Source organism: Photobacterium gaetbulicola, from assembly GCF_003025515.1.
Lineage (GTDB): Bacteria > Pseudomonadota > Gammaproteobacteria > Enterobacterales > Vibrionaceae > Photobacterium > Photobacterium gaetbulicola.
In genome coordinates this window covers 188,021-212,056 of sequence record NZ_PYME01000008.1, presented here as the reverse complement: position 1 = coordinate 212,056, position 24,036 = coordinate 188,021, and the positions used below count along the sequence as shown (strand labels likewise).

Below are 24,036 nucleotides of genomic sequence, written 5' to 3'. Positions count from 1 at the left end.
CGTGTAGTATCTGAATATCACGCATCTTGTTTTCTTCTTTTTGTTTTTGTGGTGAATTCATTAGATCAGAAGGCAAGGTGCGTGTCTACTTATTGAGCAATAAGGAATTTTTGTGGGGATTCCTGAGTCAGAAGCGTTATCCCGCAGGCAAAAATTGTTGTCGATATTCCTGAAATCCAATCAGCTGAAAAGTATCAAGGGATTGCACTAAATCTGACACCAGCGCCACTACACGAAGTCGTAACTAAAGAGTTACTCGAATCTGGCTGGAGCGTCTATACTGAGAAGCCAGCAACGGCATCTGCTGAAAGCTGGTTAGAACTATGTCGGCTAGCAGAAAAAAAGGACCTGGTGTTAGTATCTGCTCCTATCAATCCTTACCTTCCTATCGTAAAGGAAATTAGACAAAAGATTGAGTCTAAAGAGTTGGGTGAGATAGTGGAGATCTATGCTAAATTCATTGGCGGAGGACCAGCACGACGTGGATATATTGATGAATCAAGACGTTGGTTTTTCGAGAATGATTCCTGCGTTATTAGAGATTTAGCTCCTTATATACTATCTCCATTAGTTACTTTACTTGGTGCACCTGGCAACCTTAAGTGGTATCGGAATTCATATACGCCAGTTATACCTGTAGTGCCTTCAGGTGAAGTAACACCCAAATATGGTTCATCTGCAACGGGCATTGGCACGCTAGGTGAGGCCATTGTAAACGTATCTGTTTCCTACCGGCCATATACGAAAGACGTTGTATCAGAATTAACATTGGTCGGCAGTAAGTCCCAGCATACCTTTAACCTAGAAGATAAAGTGGTAAACGGTGAACATCCAGAAACCACTTGTATTATAGCTTTGGATATGGTCAACAACGCTGTACAGAGTCAAGAGTTTCGTCAACAAAATATTGAGCAAACCTTCTCAACGCTCCGGCTTATATACGGGGCAATTTAACCATTAACTATTCGTATTAGGTGCTGATCGGTAATTATTATGTGTTCTGAAAATCATGTCTGGGAGCGACGCTGGCATCCACTGCTGCTGCAGTGGGTCGTCTATGCTTCGCATCGTCAAAAACGCCCCTGGAACGGTCAAAAAGCTGAAACGTTAGAGAACGTCGCGCCAACTTACGATCCGTGCTGCAATCTATGTCCGGGAAATACAAGAATAAGTAAAATAAAAACCCCAAACTATAGCGGTGTTTATGTTTTTGATAACGATCACCCGGGTCTAAGCTTAAATGCTCCAACGAAATTAGAAAAACCTCACGGGATATACGCTAATCAACCAGCAGTTGGTATAGCGCGTGTTCTCTGCTATTCGGATCAGCATAATACAACGCTTACCGAATTAGAGCCCACCGCATTCGAAAATGTCGTTGCCGCGTGGCAGTCGCAAACATCTGCATTGAGTACTATCCCACAGGTTAGCAATGTTTCTATTTTCGAGAACAAAGGAAAGATTTGTGGCGTTTCCAATGAGCACCCTCATGGACAAATTTTCGGCACTGATTTCACATACACGAGCATAGAGCATCACCTAGATGCTGCAGAGAATTTCAATAAAACTCATGGCAAGGTATTGTTTCAGGAGATTATTAACTCTGAACAGCTCGATGGCAGAAGGATCATTTGTGAAAATGAAGGTGCCATCTCATTCATTCCATATTTTGCTCGATACGCATTCGAAGTTTATATTTCGCCCAAAAAAAACTATCCAAGAATTGATTTGATGCCTGACAGCGAAGTATCCCAGTTTACTGAGATACTTCGCCAAACGTTGATCAAGTTGGATAATCTATGGCATATGAGCTTCCCCTATTTGATGAAGCTACATCAGGCCCCAGTTGACAATGGTGATTATCGAAACTTTCATTTCCACATTCAAATATATCCACCTTTGAGAACGCCGAATTTGCAAAAACATCTCGGCGCAATCGAAATAGGTGGTCAGAACTTTCATGCAGATACATCTCCAGAGCAGTCAGCACGAGTGTTAAATGAGACAAACAACACTCACTATAAAGTATCTTTATCCAATTAACTTGAAGCCGTGATGATAGACCCATTTGCAAGAAAAGCTTTCGGTTAGGCAATGTCTCTATCGCCGGACTCCGGCTTAGCACGCAAAGCTTTATCAATGACTTTCTAGGCAAGAGGAGAGCCGAAATATGTAATGCTCCATAACGATGCGTATTTCCGGCCCATGCTGACATCAGGGCCGGATTTATTTTGTTAATACCATTAACCAAAGAACAGCTCTGACCTAAAATCGTCGCTCCAGCCCGCCCGCTTTATCTTCATTTTATTTCTCGATTTTTCCGGATGTTGCAGCTGAGCCAGATTAAGTAGAATACGTCTGAACAACGCCATGCGCTCTGCTCTTCCCGATCACCAATCAGGTTCTGGTCTTCGCGGAATACCACATCCAACACCCAGTGCTGTTGGTTCTCCGTGTACCATTGCCGGCGTACGCTGCAAAAAGCTAATTTAGATTCACGTCTACCGAACTGATGTAGAAGTGCGTATCGATGGTTGCCTTGCCCTTGTTACGCCTCTCTCGCTCGATAGCGATAAAACTCTTGACTGATGGCCGCTTCTTGGCCAATTACTTAGGCAGTAGAGCGGGCAGGTGCGATATTCCGATCGCCATGGCCCTTAGTTTTTCCTCGTGCTGAGGCAAGTTTCAGTTTCGTCCCAATGAAGCATGATCAACAGGATCCGGTATACATCCATAACTTAGTTTATCAATGATAAACCTTTTGTTGTATTTCACTCATGAAAAATAGGTCAGAAAACATATAGACTGAAGTGGTACGGTGAATTTGGCCACCTGATAAGAGGTGATATCATCACCTCAGAAGTTAACAGGTGACACAATGATAGCCGCGGTTCAGCGGGTGCCCGCACAATAGCGGAAATAGTCAAGGCTAGAGGCATACCTCTGAGTCGCTATCGTGCACGTAACTTTATGAAAAAGTTGAAGATGACCAGTTGCCAGCACCCCAAGCACGCTTACAAAAAAGCAGAGCGAGAGCACCTAGAAATTCCCAACAGGCTTGACCGTCAATTTGCAGTAACTCAGCCTAATCAAGTGTGGTGTGGCGATGTGACGTACGTATGGGCTGGTAACAGGTGATGCTATTTAGCTGTTGTTATTGTTCTTTTTTCCAGGAAGCCCATTGGGTGGGCAATGTCATTGTCGCCTGACAGCGCTTTGACATGTAAAGCTCTTTCGATGGCATTCGAATCAAGGAGGCGTCCTAATGGTGTGATGTTTCACTCAGACCAGGGATGTCATTATACAAGCAGAAAATATCGCCAGAAGCTTTGGCGTTTCCAAATAACTCAGAGCCTAAGTCGTCGAGGTAATTGCTGGGATAATAGTCCTATGGAGCGGTTCTTTAGAAGCTTAAAGAGTGAATGGATACCTGAAATAGGCTACAGAAACTTCAGTGAAGCCAAAGCTGAAATTACAGAATACATTATTGGCTATTACAGCCAGATCAGGCCGCATCAGTACAACGGAGGTCTAACAGCAAACGAGTCAGAACGAAGGTACTGGCAAGAATACAAAACTGTGGCCAATTTTAGTTGACCACTTCAAGGCAATGGCCGGCTTGGTAAACTATCGGATCTCAGAAGTACTATTATGTAAGAAGATACCATGTATCTGTTGATACTATTCGGCTACAAACACCAAATTCGCATTAACGGGTACGGTAAGCAGTATCGAATTAAGCTCGGCGATCTCTTTGAGCTTGCCTATCCCACCATCGAGACCAAAGGTGCCCGCTTTCACTTCGACGGGCTGAATGGTAGAAACCAGTAAGCCTCCGTCATCCAGTCCGGTTACCTGCACTTTTGCCTTCAAAACTTCTGACTTGCCGTGTAGATCCAGCGCGAAGTCTACATCCTGTACGACAGTTTGACCGGCATTGAGTTCGCCGATAGCCTTAGCATCAACTTTCGCTGCAATAGTGGTCAATGGATACTTGTCGGTATGAAAAAGCTCTTTCTTCATTCGCTCATCACGGATCTGGATCTTGGTATCTACACTGGTCAAATCAATAGATAGCGATACTTCACCATCATCAGAAATAGACCCACTCAAATTACGAAAGCCGTGCTGCTCCATCACACTGTCATTCTTAACAGAGGAAAACCCAATCGAGGAGTGAGTGCTATCCAATTTCCACCCCGCCCAGGCACTAACAGCCCCAAATACGAGTACCGCTGAAACAGAACTCAATACCAACCTTTTTTTCCACGTTAACGCCATCGACTTCCCCTTCTATTGTTATTTCTTTGAAATATCACTTAGAAAATATAGGCCAGTTCTAAGAGGGTGGAGAAGAAGAGCTTCGATTTATCAAGTGAGACATGTCTCGAAAAGATTCTCAATCTATTTCCCTTTGTTGATATGAAGCTTGACTTAGAGCTAACTCAAACATGTATTCCTGTGAGTATTCGTAATAGGAAAAAGGAAATGGGAATGGAAAAAAAACGTCTTGGCCACTCTGATTTGAACATTAGCCGACTAGGCCTTGGCAGTTGGGCGATTGGCGGTGATATCGGTGAATGGGGGTGGGGTAAACAACCACAACAAGATTCAATTGATACTATTCATGCTGCGTTGGACAATGGAATAAACTGGATCGATACTGCGCCAGCCTACGGGTTAGGTAATGCAGAAAAAATCATCAACAAAGCACTGAAACAAACAAGCAGTAAGCCTTACATTTTCACTAAATGCGGATTGTGTTGGAAACCTGGAGAGACAGAGTTATTCAACCGGATTTCGAGGCAATCCATCATCAAAGAAGTGGAAGATAGTTTACGGCGGCTAGACGTTGAAGTTATCGACCTTTACCAAATCCATTGGCCTCGCCCTGAAACGGATATCATCGAAGCCTGGCATACGCTAGCTGAGTTGAAGCAACAGGGCAAAATTCGTCATCTCGGGGTGTCAAACTTCTCTGCTGAGCAATTACAACAAGTCCATACTGTTTCACCGGTGATATCAAATCAGCCAGGTTATTCGCTGCTAAATCGTTCTGCTGAAAAAGAGGTGTTACCTTGGTGTCTTGAGCACAACGTAGGAACGATACACCACTCAACAATGGCTTCAGGGCTATTAAGTGGTGCCATGAATAAAGATCGTTTTGCTCGGTTAAGTAAAAACGATTGGCGTCATGAACATCATCTCTACCAAGAGCCGACATTTAGTAGAAACCTCGAGATGGTTGAACACCTAAAAGTCATTGCTGAGGACAAAGGCTGTAATGTAGCAGAACTTAGCATCGCCTGGACGCAGTCACATCCAGCTACAACCGGTTCAATTATTGGTGCGCGCAGTACAGAACAGCTGTCTGGCCTCATCAAGGCCTCAGAAATTACCTTAACAGAACAAGATCACTCAAGGATAAACGTTGTCTTTTCAAACAAACAAGCCGAAACCGTATAGCTAGAATATCATTGCTTGTTATCAGGCAGGCTTTCAGTAGTCTGTCTGAGTTCCAAATATTCAACAGAGCCTAGTTACGCTCAATCAGCATATCCTGGTAATGGTTAATCTTCCATTCTATATGGGCGAGGAAATCTTGTGTTTCTGCTAATTTCGTTTCCAGCCTTTTCTTATGTGTAACCAGAATATCTAACAACAATTCAGCTTTATTCTCTGCATCGGCGGCTTGTTGAACGTAAGACTGAATATCTTTAAGTGGCATTCCAGTGCTTTTCAGGCACTGTACAAAATTGAGCCATCGAATATCATGCGCTGCGTAATATCGATGTCCAGACGTGTCTCGAGGAATTGGGTAAATTAATCCTGCTTTCTCATAATATCTTAGGGTGTGACAACTTAATCCACTCTGTTTCGCTGCTTCCTGTATTCTCACTATTCTTTCCTTGCAACTTCACGTCCTTGTTTTCACCCTCCCATTATCAATAAATATCATGGAGATAATCCATTGATATAAAGATATAAATTGTGATGTCCGCTGGAAATAAACAAGGCCACCAGCAGTTAGGTAGCCATGATTAATCGTGACTAACCAGACTACTTTTCAATTGGCGAAAAACTCACCCTCTCTCCTTCGGCAGTCAAAATAGCAATATCGACAGGCTTACCGTCAGCATCCAGCCTAACTTCACCGATGGCGCTGCGGTTAATCAGGCGGTGATTCCCCGGCAAGTCCGGATCGCGTTTGAAGATTTTAAGACGCTTTCGCTTGGTGAGCCAATTGAGCGGGGAGCGAGGGCTATATAATATACGGTCCATGAAATCACAGACACGCAATAACGCATTGGGAAATTCGTTTTTGATCCCGCTTGAGGTGATCTGGTAAATATTCGGGCTACTATTGCGAAAACGCAGCTTAACGTCATAAGCGAACGAGTAATGCACATCACCAGATAAAATCACAAAATTGGTTGGGGTTTTGGTATGGGTGAAAATGCTGATCAAAGTATTGGCCGAGCCTGGATGGGCCATCCAGTTTTCAGCATCGATAAGCAATGGCTGCCCTAGCCAAGTCATGCCACGCTGCAAGGATTCAATAAACTTCACCCCGAACATCGGCGCAGCAGAAACCAAAATCACTGCGGGTTCATTCATCAAAGACATTTGCAGCTCGCTGAGCGCTTCCCAGTCCATCAAACCCGACGGCTTGTTCATCTTGGACTCAGAACGCCAGCGGCGGGTACGGGTATCGAGTACCAGCATTTTCGGTTCTGTATTAATGATGTAGTGCCATTGCTCAAACCGGTAGAGAAAGTCAATCAGACTGTCTTGGCTATCGCTGGTTGGCTGCTCGAAATAACTTTCAACATGACTAAAAAACGTCTCGTCAAAGCTCTCAGGCGCATTGCCCCACCCCTGACATAGCCAATAACTGATCAAGCCGTTACCGATGATCCGCCGAGAAAAGTGGTTATGGTAAGCCGCTTGCTCCCACCCTACCGTCAGGTTCCAGTCGTCAGTAATATCGTGATCATCAAAAATCATGTAGGTTGGAATATGCGCCATCAAGCGGCGGACTTGCGGTAAGCCTTTGACAAACTGATCTATCTGTATTTTTTCATCAGCCCAAAGCGTTTGCCATTTAGCTTCAAGTGTATTGCCTTGCCACTGGAACAGGTTGTGCTCCAGTCTCGCACTATCGACCAACTGCCACAGCTCTGGAGACCATACCAACAAGTACATAGCGTTGAACTCACTTAGTGTGATCAGGTGATTGCCAGATTCACGAGAGCTGAAAACCGGAGACTTGCGCCGTAACCAACTGGCAACTCGGGGAAATCTCTCAATGATATCTTCCCCTCCTTCCAGGTATTGCGGTAACAGTTTTTCCCTTCCATAGAAGTTATCAGCATGGCAGCGCAGCTCCTTGGTATTGGCTACCGGTGCCTTATCGAAATCTTCATCATAGAGCCCCAGTAAATCAATAACCTGCTGAATACTGTCAAGTGTTGAACCGGCAACATGATCGGCATAGATTTGATCACCGCTCATCATGAGCAATGACGGCCTATCGTCAATTTCTTGCCCTGCAACTTTAACATCAGCGGCCACTAGGCTGTCTTTACTTGGATAATGCGGATTGCGACAAGAGCCATGCATCACATAATCGGCTTGTGTTTTAATGATAAAGGCTGGGCGTGATTCCCCGTCATAGAGCAGATCTGGAATGAGCTCAGTGAGTACGCCGTCCTGTGTTTCAACTTGGTATTCCAATGGGGTGTCAGCAGGAAACTCGCCCAAATACGTTACCTGGTATATCCAAGCTCGCTCACCGATTCGGACATGTTTACCCTGCGAGAGGCTGCCGGAAAATAGCTCTTTTTGATCTGCTTGCTGATATAAAGTAAAAATTCCTTCCAGCGGACTCGAGACTGCAAACCACAACGTCAGCTCCTTGGGCGTTACCTTACGCAATATTGGCCCAGCAAGAATAAGCGGCAACGATTGGGAGGTGTCATGGGCAGTGGTTAGCGGTGATTCTTCGGTCATAGCTCGGCAGCACTCTTTACTTCAACATATTTCAATTGGTTATAAGTACGACATTAACAGCAACAATTTGTTTAATAAAGATAACTAGAAAATGATCGCGATAGCTAGAAGATTTGGGCCATTTCGCTATACAACCAGTCCATCACTCGACCTACGCCCTTATCCCTGCGCTTCACGACCCCCATCTCTACCATTAGTGGCTCAGGGATCTCTTCCGTTGATAGTTCTACAAGCTCGTCTACATACCACTCTTCTTGTGCAACATGCTCTGGCACCAAGGCCCAGCCGATCCCACGTATAACCATTGAAGAAATGAGGTAGTAGCTATCAATATGCCAATAATTAGATGAAATGGGCGTCGCTTTCCCCACTCCCATCCTGTCCCGAATAACCAGCTGCCGGTATTGAATCAAATCAGTCACTTTCGGTACCGGAATACCTGCCAAAGGGTGATCTCGCGATACAATCAACGCATGTTTGAACTGACCGATAGAAGTGAACTCCAAACTCTCAGGCAGGGTATCTTGATGAAACAACACCCCGAGGTCAGCTTTCTCCGTCGCGACCCACTGAGCAATATCTTGTTGTGATCCATTGATAACCGTTAGCTTTAGAAACGGGTGTGTCACGGATATCGACGTAAACAAACTTTCAAAGGCAGTAATCGGCACTGCCTCATCAATTGCGATCGTAAATGTCGCCTCCTGCCCGGAGGATACTGTCATCGCCCGCGCGGACATCCGCTCGCATTGCGCCAGCACCGCTCGGGCTTCAATATACATTTCTTCACCAGCAGCAGTCAGTACCGGTAAACGGGCACTTCGGTCAAACAATTCAAAACCCAAGTCCACTTCTAGGTTGTTAATAGCGGTACTCACTCGAGATTGAGCTTTACCAAGATGCCTCGCTGCGGCTGAAAAAGAGCCCTGCTGCACCGCACACACAAAAGCTTCCAGCTGATCTATCGTCCAATTCACCTTGTTCATCTCACTCTATTAGCATATTACAACCTCATTCTATCCGAAAAGCGGATAGTTCCTAACTTCAATCAATCATAAAAAGGGGGATAATGTTCTCAAAGTCACAAAAGCCAAAGATCTCCTATGCAAGAGAAATTTACACAAAGTCTCCCCCAGCAAGACACCACAATCGATAATAAAAGTATCAGCAAAACCTTTTGGCGATATGCGATCCCCTCCGTTGCCGCCATGCTGGTTAACGGCCTCTATCAAGTCATTGATGGTATTTTCGTTGGCCACTTCATAGGCTTTGAAGGATTAGCCGGGATCAATATGGCCTGGCCTATCATCGGGCTTATTGCGGGCCTTGGCCTGCTTGTCGGCATGGGGACTGGCAGCCTGATTTCGATATACAAAGGTGAAGACAACCACACAAAAGCACAACAGGCGCTTGCTACTGGCCTTGGCTTAATCGCCATTGCGGGCCTGTTGGTGATGGCTGCACTGGCGCTGATTGCGCCGTCGCTCTTAATCGCTCAAGGTGCAACTGGCGCACCGCTGGCAATGGGCCGGGCTTATATTGATGTCTTCACCTGGGGAGCCGTATTCACCATTGCGGCAGGTGCCTTGCCAATGCTCATTCGCAACGACGACAGCCCTAACTTTTCAACCGCCCTGATGATGGCTGGTGCCATTGTGAATATTATCCTCGATTATATCTTCATTGCGCAGCTGGACATGGGGCTAAGAGGAGCAGCTATTGCGACTATCATTGCCCAAATATCAATTACTATCGTGGCAGTAGGCTACTTTTTCACTGGCTATTCCAAATTGAGGCTCAGCCTCGGCACCTTCAAGTTTAACGCAGGGATTGCTGCCAATGCAGTTAGCCTTGGAACATCAAGCTTATTCATGTACGTCTACTTTAGTTTCATTATCGCCGTGCATAATAAGTTATTTATGCACTACGGCAGTGCCGTGCATGTCGGGGCATTCGCCATTGTCGGCTACTTGATGACGATGTACTACCTACTTGCCGAAGGGATCGCCAGTGGTATGCAGCCCCCAGTGAGTTATTACTACGGTGCCGGACACGGCAGAAAGATCCGAGCGACACTGCTCCTTGCGAGCAAAGTGGTAATGCTAACGGGTATCACTTCGGTGCTATTCCTGAATCTATTTCCGAACGCCCTAGTAAGCTTATTTAGCAACGGGGATCCGGCTCTCGCAACCGAAACAGTCAATGGCCTGCGCCTGCACCTGTTCGCAATGTTCCTCGATGGCTTGATCGCGCTGGCTTCTGTGTATTTTATGTCAGTTAACCAAGGGGCAAAGGCCCTCGGGATTTCGGCGGGCAACATGCTGGTACAACTGCCTTTCTTGTACCTATTGCCCCAGTGGCTAGGTGTAGATGGGGTATGGCTGTCGGTGCCGCTGTCTAACATCCTGCTGGCCGCTATTGTTATACCGCTGGTTTGGAAAGATATTCAGAAAAAGCAACATAGTGATATTACAGTAGGCGCTGTCACTGCCTAATCACAGTCGCTACGATGGCCAATAAAAAAGTACACGCCATTGCGTGTACTTTTTCTATTCAACAACAGGCAACCCTAAAAGATCCCTTTCTTCTTGATCTTCTGCACATGGGCAAGACGCTCGTTCAAATCTACAACAGGGGTTTCACCTTGTTCTTGGTTTGATAAGCCCGCCTGCGAACTTATGCCGCCCTTAGATAACTTGCCGATGAGTTCAGACTGCGACGCCAGCATCTGCTTAAGCTCAGCAATTTCTTGCGATTGTCGTTCGACCAGCTTAACCAATCTCGCGTTTTGTGCATGATGGCCTTCTACCGCATCAGAAACAGCAGCAGTCACCGCTTCAACCGTATTCGCCGCACTTCCCTTTTCACCCTCTGCTGCCAACGTTGATGACATGACCGCTGATAGGTGCTCGCGCGTACGCTCAGCCTCAGTGGTGACCTGCTCGAAAATCGACGCCTTTAAAGCCTCAAACAGCTCTTCCTGGGTTTGCTGGTTGCACACTTGCTCAGTGTTCGTCGCTAGATACCCAAGTCCCTGGAGGGTCTTTTCCAGCGTAAATTCAGATACCTGGGCTTCAGTGAGCTGCATGCTCAGTTGCTGAGATAAGTCAGGACTCAGCAAGTGCATGAACAGGCCACTCAAATAGACCTGCTTTTGGACATTCCGCGCATTGAGTAATGCCAGGCTGTGCTCATTGCCGGATTCTGATTTCAGCCTGGCAAAATCGTCAGCCCATTGGTGCAGTACCTTACTGGCATAAAGATCTGCCGGGTTATTAACCGGGTCGAGATAAATGGAATAATTGATCCGTTTTAGACGATCAGCCATTTACAACCTCTTGTTCTGGCATATTAACCGCCTCGCCATCGGCATGATACAGACACAATTCACGCGCCAAGGCTTCTTGCGGCTCGTCCACCAGCACTACGCGCTCGCCCAGTGTTTCGTAGGCTTTTTTCACTGCCGGGAAAATTAAGCTCGCACCGCCACCGACCAAGTAGACACGGTTCGGGTTCTTGGCAAACTTCTTCGCTTCGTACGCAACCTGCTTGCCAAGCTCATCGATTTTGGTTTCGATTTTTTCAAGGATAACTGGGATCTGGGTTTCGTCATTCACGACTTCCCGCACAAAATCCAGGTTATCGCGCTGCTTGATAAGCTCATTCGCCACCAGGTAGCTTGAATCACTATCGGCAACGGCCAAGGACTTACGAGCAACATCGGTCACCATGGATACGCCAATTTCGTTATTTCCGTAAATGGCAGAGACATCATCAAATTCACCGACAATCACCCCCATATCCAGCGTAGTCCCGCCAATATCAATGACCAGTGAGCGATTGAATTGGCTAACAGACTGCATCGTCAAAGTCGAGAGCACAGCAGGTAAACTCTCGGGCATCACTTCGACATCAATGATATCGAACAACTCACCTTTGTTGAGTTCAATTTGACGCATCAAATTATCGCGCTTGCGGGCAATTTTCGCTTCGTTTTTTTGGCAATCTTCGGCGTTGTAATATTCGGTAATAGGTAGTGTCACCACCAACTTAACCGGACCCGGTTCAATACCTGTCTGCAGCAGCGCATGGTGAACGGAAAGTAGATTCAGATCATCATACTGGTAATCAACATGCGTTGTTTCCAGGGCTTTGTCTGAAGTCATGTCGTAGGTATATTTGGTTGAGCCAATCGTATAATTAAAGATCTTCTTGTCTTTTCTCAGTGCGGCACTTTTCCAGTTTTTACGGAACGAGTTAGGAGAGATAACGGTGTGTAGTTCACCTTGTTCAATCCAACTTACTTTAACGTTGGTTGAACCGTCATCAACCGCAAATTTACGTGGCGTCATTGTTTTCCTACTTTATCTCGGTGAGAGTGATTTGTCTGCGCGAAAGTAAATAAACCACTGGCCAATGGCAAACCTAACGCAATGGTTTTGAAGCAGTTCAGCAAAACAAAAAAAATCCGACCTTTTTGTTTAATATCCTTCAGATTTGGTCGATCCGCCCGCATTGCAAGCCAATAAATGCCACCGACTTGGATCGGCGGATACACTCAAGCAGTAAACTTAATTTACCACTTTAACTTTCTTTCTATCCAGCACTCTAGTTTGGCTCATCAATAACAGCAAAAAAAAAACCAATATATACATACTCTTAAAGTTAAATTAGCCAACCATTCACACATTATCGGCGTGGGAGTAATGAAAGGCTAATGAAATAAGTATCCAGAAACACTAAATATTTCTCATTAACTCGCCCTACCACTCACAATCAATAGAAATTCAACTGACAAATAGAAAAGCACCGCCCATAAACCTGACAAATAATAAAAATAGTAGACAAAAAAAGCGCTGAACATATACCAGCCGCACGCATTACCAGTCAGAAACTGGTCGCACCAATTTGCTAGATAAAGATCACTTACTCATTTCAATTCAAAGAGTTAATTAAAACCCCACTTCAATCAACTTCATGAAGCAATATCACATAGTGACAATTTTCCGCTCCATTAAGGCATTAGCAAAAGATTTTTCTTTGACCAAAATAAGCACCTTTGCTACTAATTTAATGGTACTTGTGACAACGGCAAACTAAATGAAAGTTTAGGACGCAAAGCTTCCGGTCTAACGAGTTTCTCAATGATAGCGGGGCTACCTCAAGTGGAGTTTCTCCATTTACGTTGTGCTCGTATTTATTAAAACAAATGAAGCGTGATTGTAATGGGTTAATTCTATTTTTCTTAATTTATAAATAGAAAATCAATTTGTCTCGCTCCCTGAACCATTATTCGTTTTAGGTAAATGGAGTTTATTCTGTGAAAAAGTCTAATCTAGCCATATTTATTGGCGGTTTACTCTCGTCTTCAATAAGCTACGCAGCCGCGCCCGGTGCCCCTACCATCGACTGGGGTGAGCACACTTACGCCCTCGTCGAGCTAAACCGTGATGCCAGCAGCTACGAAGATATCGTCGTCGGCATCCACGATACTGTTACCGTGACAGTGTCTTGGCAGTCCTGGAGTGGCGACCCTGCCGACACGGCCAAGGTCAAACTCGATGGCAATACGGTTTGGACCGGCAGTGGCAGCGTCAAAAGCGCCACCTTTGATGTCAGCAAAGGCGGTGTCTACGACATGACTGTCGAGCTATGTAACGCTGATGGCTGTAGCGAAAGTGGCAGCGTCAAGCTTACAATCGCCGACACGGATGGCAGCCACCTCGCTCCACTAGTCCCCGTGCTACAAGAGAACAACAAGCCTTACACCAATAAGTCCGGCAAGGTGGTTGGTACCTACTTTGTCGAGTGGAGTGTGTATGACCGCGCCTTCCCTATCGATAAAGTACCCGCTCAGAACCTGACGCACATTATTTACGGTTTCACCCCAATCTGTGGCGGCAACGGCATCAACGATAGCTTGAAACAGATCCCTGGCAGCTTCGAAGCACTGCAAAAAGCCTGTGCCGGACGCGACGACTTCAAAGTCGCCATCCATGACCCATGGGCTGCACTGCAAAAAGGCCAGCAGGGGGTTAACGATTGGGCTGATCCTTACCGGGGTAACTTCGGTCAAATGATGGCATTGAAGCAAGCCTATCCGGATTTAAAAATCTTGCCATCAATTGGCGGCTGGACGCTTTCTGACCCTTTTTACTTCATGCATGATGAAGCGAAACGCCGCACCTTCGTCAACTCGGTGAAAGAGTTCCTGCAGACTTGGAAATTCTTCGACGGTGTCGATATTGACTGGGAATACCCCGGCGGTAACGGAGCCCACCCTACCCTGGGCGACAAAGAAAAAGATGGCGAATTGTACGTCACACTGATGAAAGAACTGCGTGAAATGCTGGATGACCTATCGGCAGAAACCGGCCGGACTTATGAGCTGACTTCTGCCATCGGCGTCGATGTCAAAAAGATCGAGGTGGTTGATTACAGCCGTGCCCAGCAGTACATGGATTATATTTTCCTGATGAACTATGACATGTTCGGCGCATGGGATTTCAATAACTTGGGCCATCAATCCGGACTGTATGATGCCAGCCACAACCCAGCAATCACCCACACAGCAGACCGAGGGGTAAACGACCTGTTGGCTCAAGGGCTTGATCCTAAAAAACTCGTCATTGGCGTGCCGAAATATGGTCGAGGCTGGAAAGGCGTTCACAACTATACTGGCGATAACCCAATGACCGGACAAGCTACAGGTGCTATCGATGGCACATGGGAAGCCGGCGTGCTCGATTACCGTGATATTGCCAACAACCATTCGGGGGCTGGCTGGGAAGATCGCTATGACGAACAAGCCGAAGCCTCCTACAAATGGAACCCTACCACCAAGGAACTTATCTCTTACGATAATGCCAGGGCAGTACAAGCCAAAGGGAACTATGTTCAGCAAAGAGGGTTAGCCGGTCTGTTCTCGTGGGAAATCGATGCCGATAATGGCGATGTCCTCAATGCCATGCACGATGGTTTGGGGCATGGCGGAGTGACACCACCACCGGTAAACAAGCCACCTCATGCTAATGCCGGTGTCGACCAAACGGTGACAGGGCCTATCGATGTCATTATTGATGGCTCAAATTCCTACGACCCAGAGCAACAAGCAATCAGTTATTCTTGGAAGCAAACAGCTGGCGATACTCTGCCAATTGCAGGCGAAAACGAAGCTAAGGCCACCATCACGGTACCGTCTACCGATACTGACATCAGCTATACCTTCACCCTTACCGTAACTGATGAAGAAGGCCTGACTGACACTGACACGGTGACCATCACCAACAAAGCAGAGCAGGAAAACCAGCCACCGAGCGTGTCGCTGCCAGCCCAGCTTTCGGTAAAATCGCAGGATAACTTTACCCTGAATACCCAAGCCGATGATCCAGACGGTGATCCATTAACTTACAGTTGGACCATCCCGCAAGGCTTTGCTCTAGTCTCCGGCCAGGGCACCGCATCGCTGACCCTTACCGCTCCAACTGTTTCTGAGAGCACGCAGGCAAAAGTATCGGTACTGGTATCAGATGGCGCTTTGGATGCCCAGGCACAAACCCAGGTCACAGTGACCCCTAAAGATACCGGCGGTAATGAGTGTGACCTCACCGACCCGAATGCTGGCAACTATCCAGCATGGTCTGGTGGTGCGGCATACAACACTGGCGATCAAGTTAGTCATGATCAGCTGGTATGGGAGGCTAAATACTGGACACAGAACAATGAGCCAAGCGTGACTGCCGATCAGTGGAAACTGATTAGCGACGTCGAGTTCGGCTGGAACACGGGAGTAGCCTATAACGGCGGCGATGAAGTCAACCATAATGGCAACCGCTGGAAGGCCAAATGGTGGACCAAAGGCGAAGAGCCTGGAGTTGCAGCTGTGTGGGACAACATCGGAGCCTCAACCTGTGACTAACAGGTAAATGGCCACCGAAATAAAAAAACAGCGGCTCAGTGAGCCGCTGTTTTCAATCTAGCGCTTGTTATAAATTAATCGCGTGATAATTTCACTTCAAAACGATCCCACTCGACTAACTGCTTCTCTACATAACCCGCGCCTGATGGCTTTTCTGCGGTTCGATAGATCACGAAAGGCTGCACCGCATTCCAGTCACCATCGTAAAAGTCATATCTATCAATCAGTGATTTATCGACAACAGTGTAAGTCACAATACGGTTTGTCGGGCCAGTTTGACAATAGTTTCCTTTGTAAAAAGGCTGAGCTTGTTTTTGCGCCATCAAATTGGGCAAATTCATTACATTCACGGTCGTCGCACACCCTTCATAGCGTTGCACATACAACCTTACCGACTCTTGATATTGATGACCGGTCTCTCCAATCGGCTCGGCCGATTGCACATCCACAGACAGGGCGACTCCCAACCCCAGCTTCTGTACTTCCTCGATAGTCGGCTGCATTACCGTCGCTCCCGCAAAATCAAGCTCTGTAGCCTGATATGGCGAACTGTAGGCATCTATCGTACTCCCTACAACAGTGAATACTCCTGAAATAGTCAGATCACGGGTAGCGCTCCCTTTTTCCGGGGGCACAACGGAAAGGTAACTGGCCGACATAGGTGCCAGTGCTTTGTAGAATTCACTTTCCTGCTCGCTAACTTGCAAAGCGAAAAATTTTGACGGCGTATAGTCCAACAATGCGAGCTCTCCCGAATTAGAATCGACCCTCAAATACTGTCCAACCCAACCACTCGACAGGCTTTGCAGGCTATAGCTTCTTGTTCCATATTCTTTTGGAAGATCAAGTGTCACTTTCTTCAGTGGCTCATATTCAAGCTTATCGTGACGAACCACGAACCCAGGGTGCGCCGCCTTATCGATAAACGCGCCGGCATAGTCAGAAGCAGATAAATAGTTTCGTGTTTCGGCAGCTTCAAAAAGCACGTGAAAAGATCCGGTTGAGCGCATCTTCACAGTACCATCAGAGGCTACGGTAACCGGAGAGGTATCGGCTTGGTACACCTTGAAAGCAATATCTCCTTTGAGGTTTTCGATTAGCGGTGCAATTACTCCATCAGGCATATAAACCGCATCACTGTAGTCAACGGTGACAGGGTTCGGTGCTTTTTCGATGGTCACTGCGAAAGAGGCCGTCGCCGGACGGTATTTATCATCACCTGCGTCAGTGACTTGTACCACTGCATGACCCGCGCTGTGGATAGTGATTATTCCTGTTTTAGCATCAACCGCAATCACCCCTTGCTCGCTTTTATCCTCCAGCAACTTAAAGCTCAAGTTGCCAGTTCCCCCGCCAATAGCGGGTGGGCGGATGGTAGGGTTTCCTTCAGAGAAGGTACGCACCAAATCGCCGTCGACCATTAAGCGAGAATCAGCAGCGTTCACCACTACACTCATGCGTTTAGGCTCTGAGGCCAAAAAGTTATCACTCTCCTCACGCTCTACCGTGAAATTGGCAATACCGCTGCGTTTTAATCTGAAACACGCATTGGCAGAGTCATACTCGGCAATATTGCTATCACTGCTGGAGACTGGCAGCACGCGCAGTATACCCACATCCCCCTCAAAGACGACATCCTCACAATAGTCGGGGAAATAGGTCGTAGTCACATTACTGACTGTAAACTCAGGGTATGGCGCCTTGAGCACATTCACGGTCAGCGGTACCGGTGCCGATGGCAAGTAATTGTGGCCACCATCATCAATCGCCGTCAGCTTCGCTGAGCCAGCGCGCAGTACCGTCAAACGACCACCATCGAGCGATACAACATCCGACTGCCCGCTTAGCGTCAACTGGCCTAATTGCCCTTTCATTCTCGGCGATTCACTCATCCCTTCGGTGTAGGTATAAGTCAGTTCACCGGCGTCCATCCCTGGGTGCACCGCCGGATTGACCGTAACGGTGAACGGATGCTCGTCAGCAGCAAAATTGGTATTGAGATCATCTATGGCGCTCACCTCAGCTTGACCTACCCGTAAAAAGCGAAGCAGTCCGGTTTGTGCGTCTACCTCTATCACATCGTTACCGCTTACCACTTCATAGCGCACTGGCGCAACATTGTTATTGACTGCCGGTGAAAACAACGTGGTAGTATCAAACGTAACAACGGCATCGGATACCGTGAGATCTGCGCGCTTACCGAGCTTTATCAAGACAGTAAAAAAGGCTTCTTGCTGGGTATAACCAAACTCACTGCCCAAATACTGAGTCACTTTAACCTTGGCTTCTCCTACTCTAAGAGCTGTCATCAAGCCTGAATCTTCCGAGAGGGTTATAACAGGTTCGGCCTCTTCCTCTACCAACTCATACTTCAACCGGCCACCTTCAGAGCCACTGATTTTCAATGGGCTTAATGTTAGACCCGGTTGGTAAGCGCGCTCTTGTGATGAAAATTCGAGTTCATCGGGAGCTAAGGCCGCAATAGTAATTTTGGCTGACTGGGTAGCTTCGCGGTAATTTCGATCACCACGATCAGTTAAGATCACCTCAACCTCGCCAGGTACTCCTTTCGCAGCAATAATTCCCGTTTCGGGATTAAAGTCCACTAACCCTTCCGGTTGGAACTCGACGGTTACCTCACCCCTCTGGCCAAAGACAGGCAATATAATATCCTCGCCAGCAATGGTCGGTATGGTAATGTCGGCAAGCTCTAGCGCCTCATTTTCAGCTTGCTCAACCACAACATTAAACGTCGTGCTTGATGTCTTGTATTCCTTGCTACTATCAACGACTGTGACTTGAGTTTCTCCTGCAGCAAGTATTGTAATCTCCCCGGAAAGCGGGTCTATCCGGATCACATCACTCGGTTCACCAGCAGAAATTTTGTACACAGCACTTCCGACTTGGTGGTCTACTAGAGAGTGGGCAATACCTTGCTCAGAAAAGGTTAAAGAAAGGTCTTGAGCCGATAGTGCCGCACGGTCTTGTTTTTCTGCAGGCTTTGTTAGTTCATTGGATTCGCTGGATCCACCGCCTCCGCCGCCACACCCAAATAAAAGTAAGCTTAATATAACCGCTGATATTTTGAATTTCATTTTCATGCATGCTGCCCGTAAAAAAGCATGGTTTACTACGTCTATAGCAAACAACCATTGAACACTGTTTTATTTGGCTTGCGATTATAAATTCAGCATCTGTTAAGATTCAAGAAATATTATGAATGGATATGTATGGATAAAAAGCCATGTTTAAATAAAAAAATGCCATGAAAAACTTTATCTAATTAAAAACAACAATTTAAAGTCAATAATAAATTGCATTTAAAATCCATTAAATTATTACACCAAACATAACTTTCAAATTTGAAATACATGAGGGTCGAAGAAGGCTGCATTGCCCTCGTGATTATTGAACTCACAAAGGCAATGTTCGAATAAGGCTTTGCTTACTGCTGCAGTAACTGAACCGTCGTCACGATCTTGTCATTTAAGTGCGGATGAAGAATTCCCCCATTTTCAGGGTCGAAGTTCTCATGAAAACTTGGTACTGACAAAGAAGCTTTCACTTCAGCACCAAAAAATGGCATCGATGCCTCAGCGGCAGCCAATACATTCTTAGCCCCACCGGGGCCCGGAGAGGTTGACAGCAACACCATAGGTTTGTCCTGGTACACTTTAGGCTCTATACGCGAAACCCAATCGAACAGATTTTTGTAGGCAGCGGTATAAGAGCCGTTATGCTCAGCAAATGAAATTAATAGCGCATCCGCGGATTGGATTTTCTTTAGAAAGGCATGGGCCAACGCCGGTTGCCCTAGTTCCAGTTCCTTATCATGGCTATACAACGGTAGCTCGTAATCATTCAAATCCAATACTTCGACATTGTAGCCTTGTATTTGTGAGGCAGCATAAGTAACCAGCTGTTTATTGATAGATGTCTTGCTATTGCTGGCCGCAAAGGCGATTACTTTCATTTGATCTTCCTTTTCATTATGTATTTTTTCACTTGCCAAATAACAGTAGCAACTCCGACCAGTTAAGCAAATCTAATCCTTGGTATCACTCCCCTATCCACATAAATCAAAAGGGGAAGCCTTAGCCTCCCCTTCTCAATCATTGATAATGCCAGCTTAAGTGGCCCTGTTTAGAGTGATAGGATCACACCTGCAATGGAAGCACTCATCAAGTTTGCCAACACGCCGGCAGCAATAGCACGGAAGCCCATTCGCGAGATAAAAGTACGACGCTCCGGGGCCAAGCTACCTAAACCACCAATCAGGATTGCCATGGTAGACACATTGGCAAAACCACACAGGGCGAATGTTACGATCGCTAGCGAGTGCGCACTCAATTGCTCTTTGACTTCCATCATTTGGATGAAAGCGACAAATTCGTTAACGACCACCTTACTACCAATCAACGAACCCGCGACCAAGGCTTCATTCCAAGGTACACCAATCAGAAATGCAATTGGTGCAAATAGATAGCCAAGGATAATTTCAAAGCTAAGCTGAATGCCAAACAAGTCACCGACATTACCCAGCAAACCGTTGAGTAGCGCAATCACACTGATAAACGCCAGCAGTGTAGCGCCTACCGCTACGGCAATGCGCACCCCAGACATAGCACCATCAGCCAAGGCTTCAACCACATTGGTCGCGCGAGGCAGCTCTACAGAAGTGATTTCGTCTTCATCATTGGCCTGATCGCTTGGCGGTACCATCATTTTTGCCATCAACAAGCCCGCCGGTGCCGACATGAAAGCAGCGGCAATCAAGAAATTCAATTCCACGCCCAGTGATGCGTAACCGACCAGGGTACCACCCGCAACAGAAGCCAGCCCACAGGTCATGACAGCAAAAAACTGCGAATCACTCATTTTAGTCAGATAAGGTTTCACCACCAGTGGCGCTTCAACCATTCCAACGAAAATATTCGCGGTTGCTGATAGCGATTCAGCTCGGCCTGTGCCCAGCAGGCGCTGCAGACCGCCACCGATGATATTGATCACTTTTGGCATCAGGCCAATATGATAGAGCGCAGAAATAAGCGCCGAAAAGAAAATAATGATGCCCAGTACATTAATGGCAAAGACAAATCCGACACTGCCAGTCGCCAACCCGCCAAACAAAAAGCTAATTCCCTGCTGGCCATAATCAATGACGCTGGACACACCGGCTGTTACGGCATTTAGCGCATCTTTACCCGCCGGAACATAGAGTACCAACAAGGCAAAGATGATTTGCAAGCCAAAGGCGAGAGATACCGTTCTGACAGGAATATTGCGACGGTCTGTTGATAATAGATACGCAATAACCAAAATGGCGAAAATACCCAGTAAGGAGGACATGAAATTAGCACCTTTGCTCTAAATGTTGAGCCGCGCATTCTAGAGAGCAAAGGATTGCGTACAAGGTCAGTTTGCTATTCGTTTGTTACAGCAAGAAATGACCAAGAAACCAAACAAATATAAATAATTGATTTTAATGCAATTAATATAGAGCCAATTTTGATTATTGCCAAATAGAAAAAGTATTTATGCCTTCACGCACAATATTCTGCTGCTAGCTGTCTAAATTCTCAGCAAAAATTGAACTGCTGCCCACACAGCCAAAGGAAAATTATAGTTTCACCCAAGGCTTCAGCGCCTCATCCCAATAAGGATTATCACCAATATACTGTTTAAAAAAGGCAATGACCGCACTGATCTTTCGAGGCAAGTGCTTGCGACTCGGATAGACCGCATAGAACGGCATCGTTTGATTTGCCGTCCAGTCAGGTAGCAGCTGGATTAACTTCCCATCCCTGAACTCGTCGGTTAACAAGTAACTGGCAAGGTAGGCAACTCCCCAGCCAGCTACCGCAGCATCCCTAACCGCTTCGGCTAAATCAACCCGGTAGTTTCCTGAGACTTTTACGCTCAACGACTCACCCTGCTTAGAGAAATCCCAACAGCTATAATCGCGCTGCCGGCTTTGATAGGTCACGCAGTTATGGTTAACCAGCTCAGACGGATGGGTAGGCGCAGGATGATCGATTAAATATTTAGGTGACGCGGTAACAAGGAAGCGGGTCTCAGCCAAACGCTGGGCAACGTACCCTTCCGGGATATGCTCAAAGTTAGTGATCCACAGATCCAATCCATCGGCCAACATATCCGCCTTGTGATCAAATAAGCTAAGCTCAACCTGCAGATCAGGATACAGCTGACGCAGTTTCTCGATAGCCGGGATGATATGCATCGTACCAAATGATTGTGACAGTCCTAAACGAATCAAGCCCGCGACATCATCACGCTCCAGCGCCATACTGTCATTGGCTTCATTGACCGCGGCGAAAACTTGTTTCGCATATTGGGCAAAATGATGGCCGGCTTCTGTCAGGGTTAAACTACGGGTTGTTCGCTGTATCAACTTGACGTTCAACTCGCTTTCCAGCGAACCGAGTTGCTTGCTGACATGGGAAGTCGACACCCCGAGAGTACGTGCCGCGGCAGTAAAACTACCAGCTTCTACCAAGGTATGAAAAATCACCATTTGACTGGCTCGGTCATGGATCAATGCAGTGCCCTCTATCAATACATCTACAGACCATCCATGGTTTACATTCCAATATTAGGAATAAAAAGCTCGCCAGTTTACTCCTACAAAGCAAAAAGTCACGTTCGAAAAAGCCATTGAGAAAATTAATCGACCTGTTTTTGAAACGCCGCTTACAAGCATAGGATTAAGTTTTTATTTGTCATATAGTTAACACAGTAAAACGTTCAGGTCATAAAGATGGCAATACAAGAAAACGCGTATTTCGATGCGATCATTGTTGGCAGTGGGCCTGCGGGGGCAACACTGGCCAAGTCACTCAGTGAGCAAGGCAAAAAGGTTCTTATTCTTGAGTGGGGATCTGATTCCCCGCTGAGAGGCTCTTTCTGGCAAATGGCAGATATCGCCGCCATTCCAAGCAAGGGAGCATTTATCGGCAAAGATCTATCCTTGCTTATTCGCGGCATTACCGCCGGCGGCAGTTCGGCGATCAACTATGCCACCGCCATGCTACCGCCGTATGACATGTTTGACCGCTACGGCATTGATTTGCGTGCTGAAACCGAGGAAATGCAACAGGCTGTTCCCTACAGGCCCCTCCCCGATCTCCTCGTAGGACCTCGCGCAAAACGCATCTGGCAGGGGGCCGAAAAAGCAGGCTTTGAATGGCACAAGCTTGACAAGTTCATTGATGTTGAGCGCTGCCAAGCAGGCTGCCACTTGTGTGGTTACGGCTGCCCGCATGGTGCCAAGTGGACTGCACGCCGGTTCTTGGAGGATGCTGTAACGTCTGGCGCCCAGCTCATTACCAAAGCAAAGGTCACCAGGGTGCTAACTGAAAACCAGCCTGATGATAGTCACCTAGCTATAGGGGTTGAGTACCAAACAAATAGCGGTGTTCACCTTGCTTTTTCCGAGCGAGTGATCCTGTCGGCTGGTGGGATTGGCTCACCGCAAATCTTGCAACAAAGTGGCATTGCCGGGGCTGGCCAGCAGTTCTTTATCGATCCTGTCATCGCGGTTATGGGCACGGTCGATGAGAAATTTAGCGCCGGTGAAGTGCCAATGGCTGCGGGCCTGCATCTGCCCGAGGAGGGAATCGTCCTATCAGATCTCGCTCTCCCCAAACCGTTCTTCCACTTGTTTACCGCCCAGGCGGGCCGTTTCGATCGCCTGTTAGCCGCAGATAACACCCTAGCCATCATGGTGAAAGTAAAAGACAGCCTAAGTGGAAAAATATCCGCAAACTGGGCAAGTAAGTCGCTCTGTATTGAGGACAAGGCACGGTTAGACAAAGGCGCAGAAATGGCAGAAACCATTCTTACGGCCGCTGGAGCTACCCACATTTATCGCACCCACCATTTCGCTGCCCATCAAGGTGGCAGCGCCGCCATTGGCGATATTGTTGACAGCAACCTGGAAACCGAAATCAAAAGGCTGTATGTCTGTGATGCCTCGGTCATTCCTGAAGCCTGGGGACTGCCACCAACCTTTACCCTACTTTGCTTGGCAAAAAGGCTATCGAAGCATCTCGCCAACCGCATGGTGGCAAATTAGATAAGCAGGC

Annotated in this window: 16 protein-coding genes, 2 pseudogenes and 1 riboswitch; of the genes and pseudogenes, 8 read left to right on the top strand and 10 right to left on the bottom strand. The window is 46.9% G+C overall.

Translation table 11 applies throughout. The features are described 5' to 3' along the window. Positions 1-138 precede the first annotated feature (138 nt). The 4 genes and pseudogenes from C9J03_RS27280 to C9J03_RS09545 all read left to right on the top strand — a co-directional run. Positions 139-345 (top strand): annotated as a pseudogene (locus C9J03_RS27280) (Gfo/Idh/MocA family oxidoreductase); the annotation flags it as partial. 6 nt (positions 346-351) lie between these two features. Beyond that, entirely contained in the window at positions 352-954 is a 603-nt protein-coding gene (locus C9J03_RS09555; protein WP_044620821.1) for a Gfo/Idh/MocA family protein, read from the top strand. Positions 955-993: 39 nt separating this feature from the next. Then, positions 994-2,043: a galactose-1-phosphate uridylyltransferase gene (gene galT, locus C9J03_RS09550; RefSeq protein WP_044620820.1), complete on the top strand. Its 1,050-nt coding sequence runs from the start codon at positions 994-996 to the stop codon at positions 2,041-2,043. A gap of 831 nt (positions 2,044-2,874) precedes the next feature. Continuing rightward, positions 2,875-3,597, top strand: a pseudogene (locus C9J03_RS09545) (IS3 family transposase); the annotation flags it as partial. Positions 3,598-3,681: 84 nt separating this feature from the next. On the opposite strand, the gene C9J03_RS09540 reads toward C9J03_RS09545, so the two are convergent. Then, on the bottom strand, positions 3,682-4,281 hold the full coding sequence (locus tag C9J03_RS09540; protein ID WP_044620819.1) for a YceI family protein: 600 nt from the start codon (positions 4,279-4,281) through the stop codon (positions 3,682-3,684). Between the two features lie 213 nt (positions 4,282-4,494). Here C9J03_RS09540 and C9J03_RS09535 point away from each other — a divergent pair, with 213 nt between their 5' ends. Beyond that, a complete protein-coding gene (locus C9J03_RS09535) occupies positions 4,495-5,466 on the top strand; it encodes an aldo/keto reductase (protein ID WP_044620818.1) in 972 nt (323 codons plus the stop codon). A gap of 70 nt (positions 5,467-5,536) precedes the next feature. Here C9J03_RS09535 and C9J03_RS09530 read toward each other — a convergent pair whose 3' ends face one another. The 3 genes from C9J03_RS09530 to C9J03_RS09520 all read right to left on the bottom strand — a co-directional run bounded on the left by C9J03_RS09530 (position 5,537) and on the right by C9J03_RS09520 (position 8,990). Continuing rightward, positions 5,537-5,899, bottom strand: a complete 363-nt coding sequence (locus C9J03_RS09530; protein WP_039469732.1) for a MerR family transcriptional regulator — start codon at positions 5,897-5,899, stop codon at positions 5,537-5,539. Between the two features lie 161 nt (positions 5,900-6,060). After that, entirely contained in the window at positions 6,061-8,013 is a 1,953-nt protein-coding gene (locus tag C9J03_RS09525; protein ID WP_044620817.1) for an alkaline phosphatase D family protein, read from the bottom strand. Between the two features lie 104 nt (positions 8,014-8,117). Next, the gene (locus C9J03_RS09520) at positions 8,118-8,990 is read right to left on the bottom strand and encodes a LysR family transcriptional regulator (RefSeq protein ID WP_044621850.1); all 873 of its coding nucleotides are present in this window, start codon (positions 8,988-8,990) and stop codon (positions 8,118-8,120) included. A 126-nt stretch (positions 8,991-9,116) separates the two neighbouring features. Between C9J03_RS09520 and C9J03_RS09515 the strand changes: the two genes are divergently transcribed. Next, entirely contained in the window at positions 9,117-10,508 is a 1,392-nt protein-coding gene (locus C9J03_RS09515) for an MATE family efflux transporter (protein WP_044620816.1), read from the top strand. A 74-nt stretch (positions 10,509-10,582) separates the two neighbouring features. Here the strand turns inward: C9J03_RS09515 and C9J03_RS09510 are convergent, their stop codons facing one another. Together C9J03_RS09510 and parM are read right to left on the bottom strand one after the other, a co-directional pair. Then, complete coding sequence (locus C9J03_RS09510; protein ID WP_044620815.1) at positions 10,583-11,341, bottom strand: hypothetical protein; 759 nt, start codon at positions 11,339-11,341, stop codon at positions 10,583-10,585. After that, positions 11,334-12,365, bottom strand: a complete 1,032-nt coding sequence (gene parM, locus C9J03_RS09505; protein ID WP_044620814.1) for a plasmid segregation protein ParM domain-containing protein — start codon at positions 12,363-12,365, stop codon at positions 11,334-11,336. The genes C9J03_RS09510 and parM overlap by 8 nt, the downstream gene beginning before the upstream one ends. Positions 12,366-13,093: 728 nt before the next feature. After that, positions 13,094-13,177, top strand: a riboswitch (cyclic di-GMP riboswitch). Between the two features lie 156 nt (positions 13,178-13,333). On the opposite strand from parM, the gene C9J03_RS09495 reads away from it, so the two are divergent. Next, complete coding sequence (locus C9J03_RS09495) at positions 13,334-15,931, top strand: glycosyl hydrolase family 18 protein (protein ID WP_044620812.1); 2,598 nt, start codon at positions 13,334-13,336, stop codon at positions 15,929-15,931. Between the two features lie 74 nt (positions 15,932-16,005). On the opposite strand, the gene C9J03_RS09490 is transcribed toward C9J03_RS09495, so the two are convergent. From C9J03_RS09490 to C9J03_RS09475, 4 genes are all read right to left on the bottom strand, one after another. Further along, a complete protein-coding gene (locus tag C9J03_RS09490) occupies positions 16,006-19,032 on the bottom strand; it encodes a cadherin repeat domain-containing protein (RefSeq protein WP_044620811.1) in 3,027 nt (1,008 codons plus the stop codon). A gap of 344 nt (positions 19,033-19,376) precedes the next feature. Further along, the gene (locus C9J03_RS09485; protein ID WP_039463364.1) at positions 19,377-19,904 is read right to left on the bottom strand and encodes an NADPH-dependent FMN reductase; all 528 of its coding nucleotides are present in this window, start codon (positions 19,902-19,904) and stop codon (positions 19,377-19,379) included. A gap of 170 nt (positions 19,905-20,074) precedes the next feature. Beyond that, entirely contained in the window at positions 20,075-21,280 is a 1,206-nt protein-coding gene (locus tag C9J03_RS09480; protein WP_039463368.1) for a NupC/NupG family nucleoside CNT transporter, read from the bottom strand. A gap of 271 nt (positions 21,281-21,551) precedes the next feature. Then, a complete protein-coding gene (locus C9J03_RS09475; protein WP_044620810.1) occupies positions 21,552-22,490 on the bottom strand; it encodes a LysR family transcriptional regulator in 939 nt (312 codons plus the stop codon). Between the two features lie 219 nt (positions 22,491-22,709). On the opposite strand from C9J03_RS09475, the gene C9J03_RS09470 reads away from it, so the two are divergent. Next, positions 22,710-24,026, top strand: a complete 1,317-nt coding sequence (locus tag C9J03_RS09470; protein ID WP_044620809.1) for an FAD-dependent oxidoreductase — start codon at positions 22,710-22,712, stop codon at positions 24,024-24,026. The last annotated feature ends 10 nt before the right edge of the window (positions 24,027-24,036 follow it).

Bases quoted from the DNA above. Each gene is read 5' to 3' on its own strand.
- C9J03_RS09480 (WP_039463368.1), bottom strand. From the start codon at position 21,280: ATGTCCTCCTTACTGGGTATTTTCGCCATTTTGGTTATTGCGTATCTA.
- parM (WP_044620814.1), bottom strand. From the start codon at position 12,365: ATGACGCCACGTAAATTTGCGGTTGATGACGGTTCAACCAACGTTAAA.
- C9J03_RS09525 (WP_044620817.1), bottom strand. From the start codon at position 8,013: ATGACCGAAGAATCACCGCTAACCACTGCCCATGACACCTCCCAATCG.
- C9J03_RS09535 (WP_044620818.1), top strand. From the start codon at position 4,495: ATGGAAAAAAAACGTCTTGGCCACTCTGATTTGAACATTAGCCGACTA.
- galT (WP_044620820.1), top strand. From the start codon at position 994: ATGTGTTCTGAAAATCATGTCTGGGAGCGACGCTGGCATCCACTGCTG.
- C9J03_RS09540 (WP_044620819.1), bottom strand. From the start codon at position 4,281: ATGGCGTTAACGTGGAAAAAAAGGTTGGTATTGAGTTCTGTTTCAGCG.
- C9J03_RS09485 (WP_039463364.1), bottom strand. From the start codon at position 19,904: ATGAAAGTAATCGCCTTTGCGGCCAGCAATAGCAAGACATCTATCAAT.
- C9J03_RS09515 (WP_044620816.1), top strand. From the start codon at position 9,117: ATGCAAGAGAAATTTACACAAAGTCTCCCCCAGCAAGACACCACAATC.
- C9J03_RS09510 (WP_044620815.1), bottom strand. From the start codon at position 11,341: ATGGCTGATCGTCTAAAACGGATCAATTATTCCATTTATCTCGACCCG.
- C9J03_RS09470 (WP_044620809.1), top strand. From the start codon at position 22,710: ATGGCAATACAAGAAAACGCGTATTTCGATGCGATCATTGTTGGCAGT.
- C9J03_RS09490 (WP_044620811.1), bottom strand. From the start codon at position 19,032: ATGAAAATGAAATTCAAAATATCAGCGGTTATATTAAGCTTACTTTTA.